This window comes from Pseudoalteromonas sp. BSi20439 (assembly GCF_000241165.1).
Taxonomy (GTDB): Bacteria; Pseudomonadota; Gammaproteobacteria; order Enterobacterales; family Alteromonadaceae; genus Pseudoalteromonas.
In genome coordinates this window covers 1-14,650 of sequence record NZ_BADW01000067.1, presented here as the reverse complement: position 1 = coordinate 14,650, position 14,650 = coordinate 1, and the positions used below count along the sequence as shown (strand labels likewise).

At 41.4% G+C, this 14,650-nt stretch carries 16 protein-coding genes; 1 reads left to right on the top strand and 15 read right to left on the bottom strand.

The window, feature by feature from the left end; translation table 11 throughout:
- Positions 1-2 precede the first annotated feature (2 nt).
- From P20439_RS06310 to P20439_RS06240, 15 genes are all read right to left on the bottom strand, one after another.
- Positions 3-272 (bottom strand): flagellar biosynthetic protein FliQ, encoded by a 270-nt coding sequence (locus tag P20439_RS06310; protein ID WP_008112198.1) that lies wholly within the window; start codon positions 270-272, stop codon positions 3-5.
- A 41-nt stretch (positions 273-313) separates the two neighbouring features.
- The gene (gene fliP, locus P20439_RS06305; protein WP_008112196.1) at positions 314-1,054 is read right to left on the bottom strand and encodes a flagellar type III secretion system pore protein FliP; all 741 of its coding nucleotides are present in this window, start codon (positions 1,052-1,054) and stop codon (positions 314-316) included.
- Positions 1,055-1,058: 4 nt separating this feature from the next.
- Complete coding sequence (gene fliO / locus P20439_RS06300; RefSeq protein WP_008112194.1) at positions 1,059-1,442, bottom strand: flagellar biosynthetic protein FliO; 384 nt, start codon at positions 1,440-1,442, stop codon at positions 1,059-1,061.
- Positions 1,439-1,837 (bottom strand): flagellar motor switch protein FliN, encoded by a 399-nt coding sequence (gene fliN / locus P20439_RS06295; RefSeq protein ID WP_008112193.1) that lies wholly within the window; start codon positions 1,835-1,837, stop codon positions 1,439-1,441. The genes fliO and fliN overlap by 4 nt, the downstream gene beginning before the upstream one ends.
- Positions 1,838-1,857: 20 nt before the next feature.
- Positions 1,858-2,949, bottom strand: coding sequence for a flagellar motor switch protein FliM (gene fliM, locus P20439_RS06290; protein WP_008112191.1), 1,092 nt, complete (start codon positions 2,947-2,949; stop codon positions 1,858-1,860).
- 9 nt (positions 2,950-2,958) lie between these two features.
- On the bottom strand, positions 2,959-3,486 hold the full coding sequence (fliL, locus tag P20439_RS06285) for a flagellar basal body-associated protein FliL (protein ID WP_008112190.1): 528 nt from the start codon (positions 3,484-3,486) through the stop codon (positions 2,959-2,961).
- A 57-nt stretch (positions 3,487-3,543) separates the two neighbouring features.
- Complete coding sequence (locus P20439_RS06280) at positions 3,544-5,352, bottom strand: flagellar hook-length control protein FliK (RefSeq protein ID WP_008465385.1); 1,809 nt, start codon at positions 5,350-5,352, stop codon at positions 3,544-3,546.
- 87 nt (positions 5,353-5,439) lie between these two features.
- Positions 5,440-5,886 carry a flagellar export protein FliJ gene (gene fliJ / locus P20439_RS06275; protein ID WP_008112186.1) on the bottom strand — a complete coding sequence of 149 codons (447 nt, stop codon included), beginning with the start codon at positions 5,884-5,886 and terminating at the stop codon, positions 5,440-5,442.
- Entirely contained in the window at positions 5,886-7,220 is a 1,335-nt protein-coding gene (fliI, locus tag P20439_RS06270) for a flagellar protein export ATPase FliI (protein WP_008112184.1), read from the bottom strand. Before fliI ends, fliJ begins: the two co-directional genes overlap by 1 nt.
- An 18-nt stretch (positions 7,221-7,238) precedes the next feature.
- The gene (gene fliH / locus P20439_RS06265; RefSeq protein WP_008112182.1) at positions 7,239-8,042 is read right to left on the bottom strand and encodes a flagellar assembly protein FliH; all 804 of its coding nucleotides are present in this window, start codon (positions 8,040-8,042) and stop codon (positions 7,239-7,241) included.
- A gap of 3 nt (positions 8,043-8,045) precedes the next feature.
- Positions 8,046-9,086 (bottom strand): flagellar motor switch protein FliG, encoded by a 1,041-nt coding sequence (gene fliG / locus P20439_RS06260; protein WP_008112181.1) that lies wholly within the window; start codon positions 9,084-9,086, stop codon positions 8,046-8,048.
- Entirely contained in the window at positions 9,079-10,794 is a 1,716-nt protein-coding gene (fliF, locus tag P20439_RS06255; protein ID WP_008112179.1) for a flagellar basal-body MS-ring/collar protein FliF, read from the bottom strand. The genes fliG and fliF overlap by 8 nt, the downstream gene beginning before the upstream one ends.
- 20 nt (positions 10,795-10,814) lie before the next feature.
- Positions 10,815-11,147 (bottom strand): flagellar hook-basal body complex protein FliE, encoded by a 333-nt coding sequence (gene fliE / locus P20439_RS06250; protein WP_008112177.1) that lies wholly within the window; start codon positions 11,145-11,147, stop codon positions 10,815-10,817.
- A gap of 157 nt (positions 11,148-11,304) precedes the next feature.
- On the bottom strand, positions 11,305-12,729 hold the full coding sequence (locus P20439_RS06245; RefSeq protein WP_008112175.1) for a sigma-54 dependent transcriptional regulator: 1,425 nt from the start codon (positions 12,727-12,729) through the stop codon (positions 11,305-11,307).
- Positions 12,726-13,838, bottom strand: coding sequence for a PAS domain-containing sensor histidine kinase (locus P20439_RS06240; protein WP_008112173.1), 1,113 nt, complete (start codon positions 13,836-13,838; stop codon positions 12,726-12,728). The genes P20439_RS06245 and P20439_RS06240 overlap by 4 nt, the downstream gene beginning before the upstream one ends.
- A 129-nt stretch (positions 13,839-13,967) precedes the next feature.
- On the opposite strand from P20439_RS06240, the gene P20439_RS06235 reads away from it, so the two are divergent.
- Positions 13,968-14,570 carry a DNA-3-methyladenine glycosylase I gene (locus P20439_RS06235; RefSeq protein WP_008112172.1) on the top strand — a complete coding sequence of 201 codons (603 nt, stop codon included), beginning with the start codon at positions 13,968-13,970 and terminating at the stop codon, positions 14,568-14,570.
- Positions 14,571-14,650: the final 80 nt, after the last annotated feature.

Genomic DNA, 14,650 nt, shown 5'->3' with positions numbered 1-14,650 from the left:
CGTTAACCTGCTATTTCGGGTATAAGAAGTACTAAGCGATTAAAAAAGTCCATCAGCTCTTGAGTAAACCAATGTCCACCCACAATTAATGCACCAATGGTAATTAATAAACGCGGTAAAAAGCTCAGTGTTTGTTCGTTAATTGAGGTTGCCGCCTGAAATACTGCCACTACTAAACCAATAATTAAACCAGGGACCACAATAGCAGACACCAGCTTAATCACTAAAAACAGGGCTCCACTTAAAATATCAACAAATACTTCAGGTTCCATGGGCGACTCCTAGTGTGATTGGTTCAATTTATAAAGCACTGCTATGTGCCTAAACCAAAGCTTTTAGCGAGCGTACCCATCACCAAGCTCCAACCATCAACCAATACAAACAACATAATCTTAAACGGTAGCGATACAATCATGGGGGATAGCATCATCATACCCATGGCCATCAACACCGATGCAACCACCAAATCGACAATCAAAAAGGGAATGAAGAACATAAACCCAATAATAAAGGCCGTTTGTAGCTCACTGGTTACAAACGCCGGAATAAGAACAATCATTGGCGTTGCTTCAGGTGAATCAAGCTGATCGTACCCAGCTATTTTTGCAAAGGTTTCTAAATCTTTTAGTCGTACTTGAGAAAGCATAAAGGCTTTCATTGGCTCTTTGGCTAAATCGAGTGCCTCTAGTGATGTTACCTGCTCACTTAAGTACGGTTCGATTGCACGTTCGTTTATTTGCTCATAAATAGGCGCCATAATAAAAATACTTAAAAACAGCGACATACCTAATAAAACTTGATTCGAAGGGGTTTGCTGTAAGCCAATCGCTTGGCGCAAAATAGCCAATACAACAATAATTCGAGTGAACGAGGTCATCATGATAATGGCCGCTGGAATAAAGCTCATTGCCGTCATGATCGCTAATACTTGAAGCGTCACTGAGTAATCTTGTGTGCCGTCAGCATTAGTGGTTATGGTTAGCGCATCAATTCCCTCTGCATTAACACCAGGAATGAACACGATGGCAAGAATGATAAGCAGCCATTTAGTCATAATATTAATTCTTTTTATTTTGATTAAGTTGCGGATTCAACATTTTGCCAAAACGCTTCGCTAATTCTGGTAACTCTTTTTCCGTTAAAGGAGTTTCTAGCTTATGTAAATAATTAATGCTGTGCGGGGTCACCCCTAATAGGTGCTGAGCGTTATCTATTTCAACAACCATTAATCGCTCGCGTGATCCTAGAGGAAGACTACGGATCACTTTAAACTCATCGTTGTTGGTTAAATTTGGATTGAGCTTTTTAACAAAAAAAGCCAACACTAAAATTAACACCACTACCACAGCTAACGACATCACCATTGAAATAATGTCTGTGGTGGGTGTTGCAGCATCGGTAGCTGCAAACACTGAATTGCTTAAACCAAGTAATGCTATCATCGTAATTTTTTGATCCGTTCAACCTGACTAATTACATCTGTTAAGCGAATACCAAACTTATCGTTCACCACAACCACTTCACCATGTGCTATCAATGTACCATTAACTAATACATCAAGCGGCTCACCAGCAACCCTATCAAGCTCAACAACTGAGCCTTGGTTAAGTTGTAGTAAATTACGAATATTAATTTTAGAACGCCCTACTTCCATCGAAATAGTAACGGGAATATCTAAAATAGTGTCGAGTTTACGTTTTTCTTCACCGCTGAGCTCATGTTTTGAATCATCCAGCTCATCAAGTTCGGTTACTTTAACCTCTGCACTATCATCAGTTCCCTCAGCCTCAGCAAGTGCTGCTGCCCATTCGTCCATTGTATCTTGATCATCGCTCATACTTTTAACCTTTTAATCAATTACCAGTCTAAGTCTACACCGTTTGAAAGGTGTAAATCATCTTCTAGTTCTGCTAATTCTGCATCTGAATCAATTTTTTTGCCGCCTTTGGTAAAGACATGCAGCTCAGATTTAACTGAATCAGGGCGTTTAATTTTTTCACTTATTTGTAGCGCAACGTTATCGCGTGAACGACCCATTTTAGCTCTAAATGTAGGTAACTCTTCCACAAACACAGTAATATGCTCTGGCATTTCAACAGGAATAATATCCCCAGCCTTAAGCTCCATAATTTGTTTTAAGCTTAAATCAACTTCAAGTAGCTGAGTCGATAAGTCGACTTCTACATCCATTATTTCGTCACGAAGCGCCTTACTCCAGCGTAAATCAGTATCTTCAGTATCAGACTGAACACCTGCATCCAGTAGCTCTCGAATAGGTTCGAGCATTGAATACGGCAGCGCAATATGAAAGTCACCACCACCGCCATCAAGTTCAATGTGAAAAGAGCTTATAACCACCACTTCGGTTGGACTAACAATGTTAGCCATGGCGGGGTTCACCTCAGAATCAAGATACTCGAACGACACATCCATCACAGGTGCCCATGCCTCTTTGTAATCTTCAAAGATTATTTTTAGTAGCATTTGCACGATTCGGCGTTCTGTTGGGGTAAATTCACGCCCTTCAATTTTGGCATGATAGCGGCCATCGCCACCAAAGAAGTTGTCTACCAATATAAAAACTAAGCGCGCCTCCATAGTAATTAGGCCGGTGCCTTTTAGTGGACGAAAACGCACCATGTTCAAACTAGTTGGTACAAATAAGGTGTGAATATACTCACCAAACTTGATCATTTGCACGCCGTTAATTGACACCTCTGCGGTGCGGCGCATCATGTTAAATAAGCTAATTCGCATATGACGCGCAAATCGCTCATTAACAATTTCAAGTGTCGGCATGCGACCACGTACGATACGATCTTGCGAAGAGAAGTCATATTGAAGTGTACTTCCATCACCTTCGTCACCGTCGTGTATATCTTCCTCTTCGACCTCATCAACACCGTGTAATAGCGCATCAATTTCGTCTTGGGATAATAAATCGCTCACACTGACCCCTTATTGCATTACAAAGCCGGTAAACAGTACCCGCTCAATTACTTTACTTCCTTCCACATCCATCATAGCTGCTTGCACTTTATCAAGCGCAGTAAAGCGCAGTGTTTCCTTACCAACACTGCTACTTAACTCATCAGCTGTGGTCATAGAAAATACATTTAACAACGTACCTTCTATAAGAGGAATATGCTTTTTAGCTATTTCTTCATTGCCATCCCCGCGCACCAGTAATTGCACTTTAATTTGCACAATTCTATCGCGACTTGCCCCAGGGACATTAAATACAAAAGGTCTTGGCATTGAAATATATAAGGCTGTGCCTATTGTTGCTGAAGAGCTTGATGATGCAGCAGCTAATTCACCACTGGCACTATCATCTGTTAGAGTTTCTAAGGCCTCATCATCCCCCGATAGTAAAAAGTAACCAGCTACACCGCCAACAATTACCAATACAGCAGCTATAATTATAATGAGTTTGCTTTTATTTTTACTGACTTCTTCTATTTCTAAATTAGTATCTTCAGCCATTGTATTTCCTTTATTCGCAAAGGTATTTGCTTGTTTTAACTATTATAATAGCAGGACTTAGGCATAGTAATCTATTGATGATGACGTTTGTTGTCCAGAACTGTCTGTTTGCATATCTGATTGCTCACTATTTGTCTCATCTGAAGAGCGATTATTAGCCATTTGACCTTGTGCCTGACCTTCTTGTTGCTCGTTTTGTTCTGCCGATGAATCGCCATAAGAAATACTGCTTTCACCTAGTTCTAAACCCTGTTGCATTAATAATTCTCTAAGCCTAGGTAATGACTGCTCCAGCGCTTCTTTGGCTTGCTGATTTTGCACTACAAAGTTTATTTGTGCTTGTTCCGCGTCACTTCGAATGCGAATTTGCATACTGCCCATCTCAGGTGGATCTAAACGAATTTCAGCTTCTTTATTATTAATGCTTAACATTGAGGTAACGCGCTCTTGTAGCATTTTTGCAGCATCACTTTTAATAATATTTAACGCCTGTAAGGTAGCAGGATCAATGCTTACCTGTTTAGCTTGTGCAGTACTTTGCAACTGCCCGGCCTGTAAACTTTGCGCTTCAATAATAGCTTGCTCGTAGCCTAAAGTATCGTATTTAGCGAGCGTATTAAGCGACGATTTATCAAATATATTAATGATTTGAGAAAAAACCTGTGCAGCACGCGGTGGCATTTGTTCTGCGTTAGTGGCACGCATACTCTCTTTTTGTAACGCATCGAGCTGCTTAGCAAGCTCCTCAGGTGTTTCGGCTACCGATTTTGAACCCTCTGGTTTTAGCTCAGGTTTTACATTAGCTGATTCAGTACCTTGTTGTGTTTTAGGTGTAACAACTGGTGTCAAAGTATTATTGGCAAACAATGGCTTATCTTTGGCACTAAACAAAGTATCTGCGTTAATAGCAGTTTCTAAATCACTGATAACTCCTTTTAAAGAGGTCAGTTCTTTAGTAGATAGAGACTCGCTTTTAATGTATCCCTGCAATTGATTGAGCAATGCCTGTTTCTCTGGGGTAGTTAGCGTACTTATTTGTGCATTAATGACCTGCTGAGGTGTTTGCGGCTTCTCACTTTCACTCACATACTTACTGAGTAATTGCTTTAAATCCGCTAGGTTATCTTTATTAATTGGCTTGCTCATCGCATTAAGCTCAGTGGCTAATTCACCTTGCTGAGCAGGTGTTAAATTTGCCAATAATTTATCTGCTTTAATGGCATTATCATCTTTTGATAACAGCGCCAAAATTGATGAGTCTAATGATGATTTTACGGTTGTGGTATCAGTCGGCTTATCGGCCACCTTATCTGTTGCTAATTGGCTTGAAACAACATCGCCTTTTTGACTCGCATTAACAGCTGCTAGCGCTTTTGTGTCAAGCAGTGTCGGCTCACCTTCGCCTTTTCCTGCTAAATTAGCACCTTGTACATTTTGTGTTTGTGGAATGATTTCATCATCCATAACGGCATCACTTGGCATAGTAATAATAGGTGCCAGCTTATTTTCAGGCTTAGCGTTTATTTTAACAGCGTCTTTGTCTATTAACTGCGCACCACCATGGGGGTTATTTTTTACTGAGGTATCGATGACTTGTGCCGCATTAATTTGCGCCAGCATATCTTCACCGCTCAAAGGCTTTTCTTCGCTACTTTGCTCTTTTAGATCGGATTGTTCATCTGCTGATTGTTTGTTTGGCGCTTTAGCTTGCGTACTGTGTGTTTCAGAAGCTTGGTTAGCAAGGGCTAATTGATCAAAAAAGCCAGCATCATTACTGCTATCTAGCTTTGTTTTATCACTGTCTTTTTTAACTAAGTATGAGTCTTGCTCAGATACCGCTAACATTGAAATATCATTTATCGCCATAAATCACCTAATAAAAGCGGCAACAGCCCACCGCACAATCCTAAAAATCATTGCTCTTGTAGAATCTAAGCAATTAGCATGCCTACCTTATAGTGCTTTATGCCTTTGATAAAACTGATTAGAGGAAAATTCATCGAGCATTTTTTGCTCACTTTTAGCGGCCAACATATCCGCTTTTATCTGTTGTTTTTCAATTAACTTAGCAACCGCTTTCGCTTTTACTTGTTGCTTTAACCACAAGGTTTTACGCTGGCTAACCACCTGCTTTGCAGTGTTAACAGTGCTTGCTTGTTGACGTATCGCTTCTTCAATCTTAGCAATGAATGCATGATACTGACTAAATCCGGCACTTGATAAACCCGACTGCCCCTTAATATGAAGTTGCTGCGTGTATTCAAGTCGAAAGTCATTTAAGCCCTGCAGCTTTTGCTGATTTACTTGCAAATTTTGATTAGCTTGCAAGTAGCTCATGCGCAACGTTTCTTCTTTTTCGTTTTCAAGCCTGAGCAACAAATGCAGTTTATTTTTTGCCATTATGCTTGTCCTAATAATTGCGCGAGCCCTTGAAGGCCATCATCATAGCTAATCACATCACGCATCCCTTGTTGTAAAAATGCGTTCACTCTTGGCATCATGTTTATTGCCTGATCGAGCATTTGATCACTGCCTTTTTGATAAGCGCCCAAGGTGATCATGTCTTTGTTCTGTTGATACATTGAATACACTTGCTTAAGCACCCGAGCTTGTTGCATGTGCGATTCAGACACCACTTGAGGCATAACTCGAGAAATCGATTTTTCTATGTCAATGGCAGGATAATGGCCGCTGTCGGCTAAATCACGAGATAAAACAATATGTCCGTCAAGTATGGCACGTGCAGCATCAGCAATCGGGTCTTGCATGTCATCGCCTTCACTCAGTACGGTAAAAAAGGCAGTAATAGAGCCTTGCCCTTCCCCGCCATTACCCGCTCTTTCCACCAGCGCAGGTAATTTAGCAAATACTGAAGGTGGGTAACCTTTTGTTGCAGGGGGCTCACCGACGGCAAGGGCGATTTCACGCTGTGCCATAGCATAACGCGTCACCGAGTCGAGTAATAACAATACGTTTAAACCTTGATCTCGAAAATACTCTGCAATGGTTACCGCACTTTCGCAGCCTTTTAATCGCATTAATGGTGAGGCATCAGCGGGGGCTGCAACAACAACTGAACGTTTACGCCCTTCAACACCCAGTATTTCTTCAATAAATTCTTTTACTTCTCGACCACGCTCACCGACTAAACCCACTACAATCACATCGGCTTCACTGCCTCGGGTCATCATGCCTAATAATACTGATTTACCCACACCAGAGCCTGCAAATAAGCCCATGCGCTGGCCTTGGCCGACAGTAATCACCGAGTTAATAGCACGTACCCCCACATCCATAGGCTTACTAATGGGGCGTCTTGCAAGAGGGTTTATTGCATTTTGAGCAAATTTGAGTGTATGTTCTGCATTAATTTTACCTAAGCCATCTAAAGGTCTGCCTAAGCCGTCTACCACTCGACCAAGTAAGCTCATGCCAACAGGCAAACCTGTGTCATTAACTTGGGGGATAACTCGCGCACCAGGAAGTACGCCTGAAATGTGGTCGTTAGGCATTAAATACAAAGTTTGATCGTTAAATCCAACAATTTCAGCGTCAACAAAGCCGTTCATTGTTTCAATTTTACATTGGCTGCCTACCGGAGCGCGCAAACCTTTGGCTTCCAGTGTTAAACCAACCACACGCGTTAAAACTCCCGCGACTGCAGGCGCTGGAATTTTAATATGTCGTTGGTATTGAGATAAGCGTTCGCTTAATGAAGTATCGCTCACAGACATGACACGCCAATAAAAAAGTTAGATACCACTATTATGCAAAAAGCTATCCAACGTTTCTTTGACACGGGTTTTCAAGGTCATATCTAAAGATGATAACGTTGTTTTAACTTCACAACCGCCCCGCTCTAGAGTGGGTTCTGCAATTAATTGCCAATGATTATCTTCAATAGCTTGTTCACCATAACTGGCTTTTATCAGCGTTAAGTCATCTGGATGAAGATGAATTCGAACTTTTTCTTGTTCTGCATTAAGTGCATCAATGCTTTTTTTCAAAGTATGTAAAATAATATCAGGTGATGTTTTTACTTCTTGATAAATAATCGCTTCACTGAGCATAGTGGCTAGCTGTACCAGCTGTTTTTCTGCTTGCTCGTCCACTTTTTTAAGCGGGTCGCTTAAACTATCTAGTAAGCCACGCAGGCTGGTCAACTGCTCATCAATTAAGGGTTTAACGTCTTCTTGGCCTTGTGTTTTACCCAGCTCTACACCTTCTTTGTAACCCGCCTCTTTACCCTCGGTTACGCCTTTGTCAAAGCCATCTATATAGCCTTGTTCGTGCCCTTGTTTAAGGCCTTCTTCGTAGGCATCTTGGCGAATACGCTCCAGCTCTACCATAGTTAATGAAGGCAGCTCTGGTTCTTCCGGTTCTTCTACTTGTTCTTTTGCTATTTCTTTACGGTATAGCTCGGCTAAGGGTGTGCCATAAGCCGTAGAGCGATTGCCAAAACTTCGCTCATCTGGCGCAACGTCAGGAATTGGCCAATTTTTTAATAGCTCATCAGCTTCATCTGCCTGTAACGGGCGACCCTTAGAGTTACTCATAGATTACAAGAACTCCTCACCACCGCCACCACCAAGCATAATTTCACCTGAATCTGACAGACGACGTGCTGTTGAGAGTATTTCTTTTTGCGCTGCCTCTACTTCGCTAATACGCACTGGTGCCATAGCCTCTAAGTCATCAGCAAGCATTTCAGCGGCACGTTTAGACATGTTACCCAAAATCTTCTCTTTAAGCGCTTCGTCAGTGCCTTTAATGGCTTTCATCAGTACATCTTGCGGCACTTCGCGTAAAATTGCTTGAATACCTCTGTCTTCTACATCCATTAAGTTTTCGAAAACAAACATTAAGTCTTGAATTTGTTGTGACATTTCTTCGTCATGCTCACGGATAGAATCCATTAACTGCCCTTCAACATTGGTATCGAGGTAGTTCATAATATCTGCAGCCGCTTTTAAGCCACCCATTTTCGCAGCTTGTGCGCCTGCTTGACCAGCAAATTGTTTTTCCATAATTTCGTTTAATTCTTGTAAAGCCGCTGGTTGTACTTCTTCTAAATTGGCAATACGCATGGTTAAATCTAGGCGCACTTTTTCAGGAAATTGCGCTAAAATTTCAGCTGATTGTTCCGGCTCTAAATAAGAAAGCACAATTGTTTGAATTTGCGGATGCTCATTACGAATAATGTTAGCTACCTGCTTTGAGTCCATCCATTTTAATGAATCAAGCCCTTTAGCGCCTGAGCCCATAACAATTTGGTCTATTAAGCTGGCGGCTTTATCTTCACCTAATGCAGCTGTAAGTGCCTTTTTGATAAAATCTTCAGACTGAAAACCTATCGTACTAAAACTTTGAATTTGTTCGATAAACAAATTATGAACTGCGCTAATTTTAGCTTGCGACAAATCATCGATTGCCGCCATAGCCATACCTACCTTTTGCACTTGTTTTGGCTCTAAGTGTTTAAGGATTTGCGCTGCATCTTCTTCAGATAAGCTCAGCAATAATATCGCCGCTTTATCTACACCATCGAGCTTATCAACATCAAACGTCGGTGGTAGTTGTTTTTGTTCTTGATCAGTCATCTTCTGTTAACCACGCTTTAACTACTTGTGATGATAGTTCTGGTTCATTGGCTACAAGGGCACGAACCGCTTTCAATAAGTCTTCGTCGCCATGTAAGTCTGGTAAGCGTAGTGTACCATCGCTTGAGAAGCCAACTGAAGCAGAATCAAAGTCATTATTTAGCATATCTAATGTGCTGTCACCAAGGTCAACACCTGAACTAAGAGAGTCTTCATCATATTCTTCAAGTGTATTATCTGGGTAAATTAAGCGTTTAAGCATAGGTTTAACAACAGCTAATATCAGTACAATAATAACCAGCGCACCTAATACTAAGCGCATCATTTTCATAAACCAGTCTTGTTCCCATAAAGGCAATTCAAAATCAAGCGCTGAGTCTTCACGAACGAATGGCACGGTTACTACTTCAAGAGCATCGCCACGTTGCATATCAAAGCCTACGCCACCTTGTAACAAGCGACGAATATTTGACAAAGCTTCTACCGAGCGTGGTGTCATGGTTGTTTCACCATTTTCACCCACCGTAGGTAAGTAATCGACCGCCACGGACACACTTATTCTGCGGATCACACCGGTTTGCTGACGCTTATGTGAAATAGTGGTATCGAGTTCATAGTTACGAGTGGCTTCTTTGTGAGTTCTACTCGGTGAGGTTGCAGTGCCTGCACCGCCCGCCATCGCATCTTCAGGAATAGTTGAGTTAACTGGTGGCTGATTAGTCAGCGCGCCTGGAATACCAACCGCTAGGCCACCAATATTATTTTCTTCAAAGGTCGTTTCACTTCTTACCGCAGGTAAATCTGGGTTGTAACGTTTTTGTGTTTCTTCTACCGCACTAAAGTCCATACTTAAATCTACTTGTGCGGTGTAATTACCTAATCCAACCACGGGGATCAAAATACTGTCGATTTTTTCTAGGTATTCTTGCTCACGTTTACGTTCTATATCGTATTCTTTACGCGAGCGTGCAGCTAAAGAGGTTTGCGAGCCTGAATTTAATAAACGACCATTTTGATCGGTCACAGTAACGCGCGAAGGCTCAAGCCCTTGTACCGCTGAAGCTATCATATCAACAACCGAGTCAACTTCTTCGCCATCTAGAGAGCGACCGCGTTTAAGAGTAAGTACAACAGTCGCAGAGGGTTTTTTCTCTCTACGGGCAAATACATTTTCTTTGGGAATAGCTAACAATACTTTGGCGCGAGTAACATTATTTAGCTCTTCTATAGTACGGGCAAGTTGTTGCTCACGGCCATGTTTAAGGCGCTCACGTTCTAAACGTTGGCTTACCCCAAACCCCATGTCTTGCATAATAATGTCGCTACCTGATGTAGGCCCTTGATCTAAACCTTCACGGGTCATCAATAACTTGATATTTTGATATTCAGTTTCATCCACCGAGACCACATTGCCATCAAGTTGGTAGTCAATTTTTTGTGCATCTAAAAAGTCGAGTGTTTCTATTAACTCTTCAGTTTGCATTTTACCTAAAGGGCGCATATCTGGCTGACGAGCCCAAATAATAACGAAAATAGCAATGGCTAAACAAATAGCTAATGCAACAATCAGGGTAATTTGACGTAAAACATCAACACCGCCAAGGGCACTGAAATAGCCTGATTTTTGCTCTTGTTGATCTTCGTTTTCACTTTGCTCCATCATGCCATCAGCAAGTGCCAGATCTGTAGATTGATTAGATTGCGCCACAATAATTCTCCACTACCTAATTAAACAGGCATGTTCATAATTTCTTTATAAGACTCAACAAGCTTATTACGAACCTGTACCGTAGCTTCAAATGCCACAGAAGACTTTTGCGAAGCAATCATAGCCTCGGCAAGTGACACGCTTCTGTCGCCATTCTCTACCGCTTTTACTTTTTGCCCTGCGTCTTGCTGAAGTTCATGCACTGTATTAAGGGCATTACTCAACATGTCACCAAACTGTGCTGTAGAGGTTGATTGCACTTGCGTTGGCAAGTTATTAACTTGATTACTACGTGTGGCTTCTGCAGCCATTGATTGCATTTCTTGAAATAAAGCACTGTTTTGAATTTTCATAATTGTCTCTGATAATGCAGTAAACTCTTAAAGAGAATAAAGCACAAAACATGCCAAAAATTAAAATCAATTAAAACAACGCTTTAAGTAAAATAATTAAGCAGTCAGAGTTTTGACAGCCCTAAATTCAAGTGATTGAACTTAGGGCTTATGGGGGTTATGCTGGGAGGGAAATACCTAAATCACGCATTTGTGCTAATTTGTAGCGTAAAGTACGCGGGCTAATACCTAAGGTTTCGGCGACCTCTTTACGTTTTCCTTGGCAGCGTGCCAAGGTTTCTAAAATAATACGATGTTCTTTATCTTTAAGCTCATCTTTGTAACTACCAGTATCGACGGCTAACAAATCATTTTTTTGCTCATCTGCAGGCGCTGCTTTTTCATCATAATAAGCGTTACTGAGACTACTTTTTACAGGCTCAATGTCAGCTTTAGTTTCTGCCACAAAATGCGTTGGAGCTAGATTTTCGATAAAAATAGCATGCTCATCAATACTATTCCCACTGCGTAAAATTAATGCTCGCTGAATAACGTTATCTAGTTCGCGTACGTTACCGGGCCAGCTATGGCTAAGCAGTTTTTGCTCTGCACTGCTATCTAAATACGCCATTGGCTCTTTGCTTTTACTTAAGTGACGTTCAATCAAATGTTTAGCCAACACTATAATGTCCCCTGGGCGCTCACACAGTGGTCGCCACAGCAGTGGGAAAACATTGAGTCGATAGTATAAATCTTCGCGGAACTGGTTTTCAGCAACCGCTTCTTTTAACTCTCGGTTACTTGTGGCAAGCACACGTACATCCAGTGCAATGGTTTTACGACCACCTAAACGCTCAACTTCACGCTCTTGTAGTACACGTAACAGCTTGGCTTGCAGGCCTAAATCCATTTCGGTGATTTCATCAAGTAAAATAGTACCGCCCTGTGCTTGTTCAAACTTACCAGGGCAAGCTTGAATAGCACCGGTAAACGCGCCTTTCTCATAACCAAATAAAGTGGCTTCGAGCATATTTTCAGGAATAGCAGCACAGTTAATCGCAACAAACGGTTCATTACAGCGTTTTGATTTGTCATGAATATAACGCGCCAGTACTTCTTTACCAGAGCCACTTGGCCCAAGCACCATCACACTGGCATCTGAACGAGCAACTTTATTAGCAAGTTCGAGTAATTGAATACTACTAGGATCGGCGACAATGGGCCCGTCTGTTTCTTTTTCTTTTTCTGGTAAGTAACGACTCACCATATTCAATAGCACTTCTGGTGCAAATGGCTTAGCCATATAATCAATCGCGCCTAAACGCATAGCCTCTACAGCATCATCAATAGTGGCGTAGGCCGTCATCATTAGTACGGGTAAATCAGGGTAATTTAATTTAATACTACGTAATAAATCCAAGCCGCTCATTGCGCCCATTTGTACATCACTGACCACCAATGAAAATGCTTCTTTTTTTAGTAGCACCATGGCTTGCTCGGCACTATTGGCGGCCATACAGGCTATACCTGACATTTCAAGCGTATCAATTAATGCTTCACGAAGTCCGGCGTCATCTTCTACAACTAAAATAGTGTTACTCATTGTGACTCCCCTAATTTAGATGTGACACTAATAGGTAGCAACATACTAAAAATTGCTCCCCCTTGTGGGTTGTTGTTTGCTTCAACACGTCCCTGATGTGCACTGGCCACTGAACTTACAACGGCAAGTCCTAAACCAGTACCTTGGCTTTTAGTGGTATAAAAGGGTTCAAATATTTTTTCGCTTTGCGCTAAGTCAATCCCAGGGCCATTATCACTAACACTAATGCGGACATAATCAGGGTCTTGCGTATCACGCAAAGCACTAAGATGTACTTGTGCACCACTGCCAATGACTTGAATACTATTATGAATTAGGTTTTGAATTGCGCTTGCCAATGCTGTTTTGTTACCCATAATTTCAATATCGGGTTCAGGTAAGCTCACATTTAATTCGCTATCATTGAGCGCTACCATAGCATCGGCACCGGCTTTAACTTCACTTAGTAGCTGTTGCATCGACACTTGCTCAACAACTTGCTGATCACCACTTTTAGCAAATAACAGCATGTCGTTTACTTGGGTTTCTAAATCTTTTAAACGTGACATTAATTTAGTATGAAAACTGCCGCGAGAAGCTTCGGGTAAGCGTTTTGAGCCTAAATTTGCAGCATACAACATAGCCGCTGATAACGGTGTGCGTACTTGATGAGCCAAAGACGCCACCATTTTACCTAAGGCACTTAAACGCTGCATATGCGCGACTCGCTTTTGTAAGCGTCGGGTTTCGGTTAAATCGGTCATTAGTATAAGTTGCCCAGGCTCAGGCGCGAGTGCAGTAATATCGAGCTTTATTAAGCGTCCATCTTTTAACGACACTTCATGACCATCATCTTGATGAGGACGAAATGAGCGCTGAATAACGCTAAACCACTTCTCTCCTTCTAATGGCTCGCCGAGCATATCGATAGCTATTTGGTTTGCCTTAGCGATCATTCCTTTACCATCAAGTACAATCACGCCCGCAGGCATGGTATCAACCAGATGAGAGAGCCAACTTGCTTGTTGACGCAAATCACTCAACTCACCAACATACTCCTCTTGCAGTAAACATGGGTTATACTGATTAGCAGAAATAAACTGAGGTTTTAGCACACTTGCAAGGGCCATAATCAACTCTCTAAAATAATGTAGATACACTGGATAATGCACAATATGTACCAAAATTATTTCCTTATAATATCAACAATTTAAACAGTTAAAATACGTGCCGTAAAAATGACGCGCTAAGGAATAAGCATGAAAGAGGAAGCTCAGTATCGCTGTCCATGGTTAGATACTTCAAAACCAGACTACGTGGATTACCATGACCATGAATGGGGCGTACCTGTGTATAACGATCACCTACTTTTTGAGTTTTTGACATTAGAATCGGCACAAGCGGGGCTCAGCTGGTACACCATATTAAAAAAGCGCGCTAATTATAAAAACGCCTTTGCCAACTTTGACGTAAATAAAGTAGCGGCCTTTACTGAACACGACATAGAAACATTAATGCAAAATGAGGGAATTGTTCGCAATCGCTTAAAAATAGCCGCAACAATTAATAATGCAAAGTGCTTCATTGCTATTCAAGAAGAGTTTGGCAGCTTTAGTGATTACCAGTGGCGGTTTGTTGGTAATAAACCTCAGGTAAACGATTTAGAGACGCTTGCGGATTACCCTGCAGTTACTGAGGCATCAACATTATTTGCAAAAGATTTAAAAAAGCGTGGCTTTAAATTTTTAGGCCCAACCACAGTGTATGCCTACATGCAGGCCTGTGGAATGGTTAACGATCATAGTAATAATTGCTTTAGAAAAGAAGAAGTTAAAAAGTTAGGGTTAAAGGTTAAAGGTTAAAGGTTAAAGGTTAAAGTAAGTAAGTAAGTAAGTAAGTAAGTAAGTAAGTAAGTAAGTAAGTAAGTAAGTAAGTAAGTAAG

What these genes read in the sequence shown, in the direction of transcription:
- fliI (WP_008112184.1), bottom strand. Translation starts at nt 7,220, where the DNA reads ATGTCTGTGAGCGATACTTCATTAAGCGAACGCTTATCTCAATACCAA.
- fliE (WP_008112177.1), bottom strand. Translation starts at nt 11,147, where the DNA reads ATGAAAATTCAAAACAGTGCTTTATTTCAAGAAATGCAATCAATGGCT.
- P20439_RS06245 (WP_008112175.1), bottom strand. Translation starts at nt 12,729, where the DNA reads ATGAGTAACACTATTTTAGTTGTAGAAGATGACGCCGGACTTCGTGAA.
- fliP (WP_008112196.1), bottom strand. Translation starts at nt 1,054, where the DNA reads ATGACTAAATGGCTGCTTATCATTCTTGCCATCGTGTTCATTCCTGGT.
- P20439_RS06235 (WP_008112172.1), top strand. Translation starts at nt 13,968, where the DNA reads ATGAAAGAGGAAGCTCAGTATCGCTGTCCATGGTTAGATACTTCAAAA.
- fliG (WP_008112181.1), bottom strand. Translation starts at nt 9,086, where the DNA reads ATGACTGATCAAGAACAAAAACAACTACCACCGACGTTTGATGTTGAT.
- fliN (WP_008112193.1), bottom strand. Translation starts at nt 1,837, where the DNA reads ATGAGCGATGATCAAGATACAATGGACGAATGGGCAGCAGCACTTGCT.
- fliO (WP_008112194.1), bottom strand. Translation starts at nt 1,442, where the DNA reads ATGATAGCATTACTTGGTTTAAGCAATTCAGTGTTTGCAGCTACCGAT.
- P20439_RS06310 (WP_008112198.1), bottom strand. Translation starts at nt 272, where the DNA reads ATGGAACCTGAAGTATTTGTTGATATTTTAAGTGGAGCCCTGTTTTTA.
- fliJ (WP_008112186.1), bottom strand. Translation starts at nt 5,886, where the DNA reads ATGGCAAAAAATAAACTGCATTTGTTGCTCAGGCTTGAAAACGAAAAA.
- P20439_RS06240 (WP_008112173.1), bottom strand. Translation starts at nt 13,838, where the DNA reads ATGGCCCTTGCAAGTGTGCTAAAACCTCAGTTTATTTCTGCTAATCAG.
- fliL (WP_008112190.1), bottom strand. Translation starts at nt 3,486, where the DNA reads ATGGCTGAAGATACTAATTTAGAAATAGAAGAAGTCAGTAAAAATAAA.
- P20439_RS06280 (WP_008465385.1), bottom strand. Translation starts at nt 5,352, where the DNA reads ATGGCGATAAATGATATTTCAATGTTAGCGGTATCTGAGCAAGACTCA.
- fliH (WP_008112182.1), bottom strand. Translation starts at nt 8,042, where the DNA reads ATGAGTAACTCTAAGGGTCGCCCGTTACAGGCAGATGAAGCTGATGAG.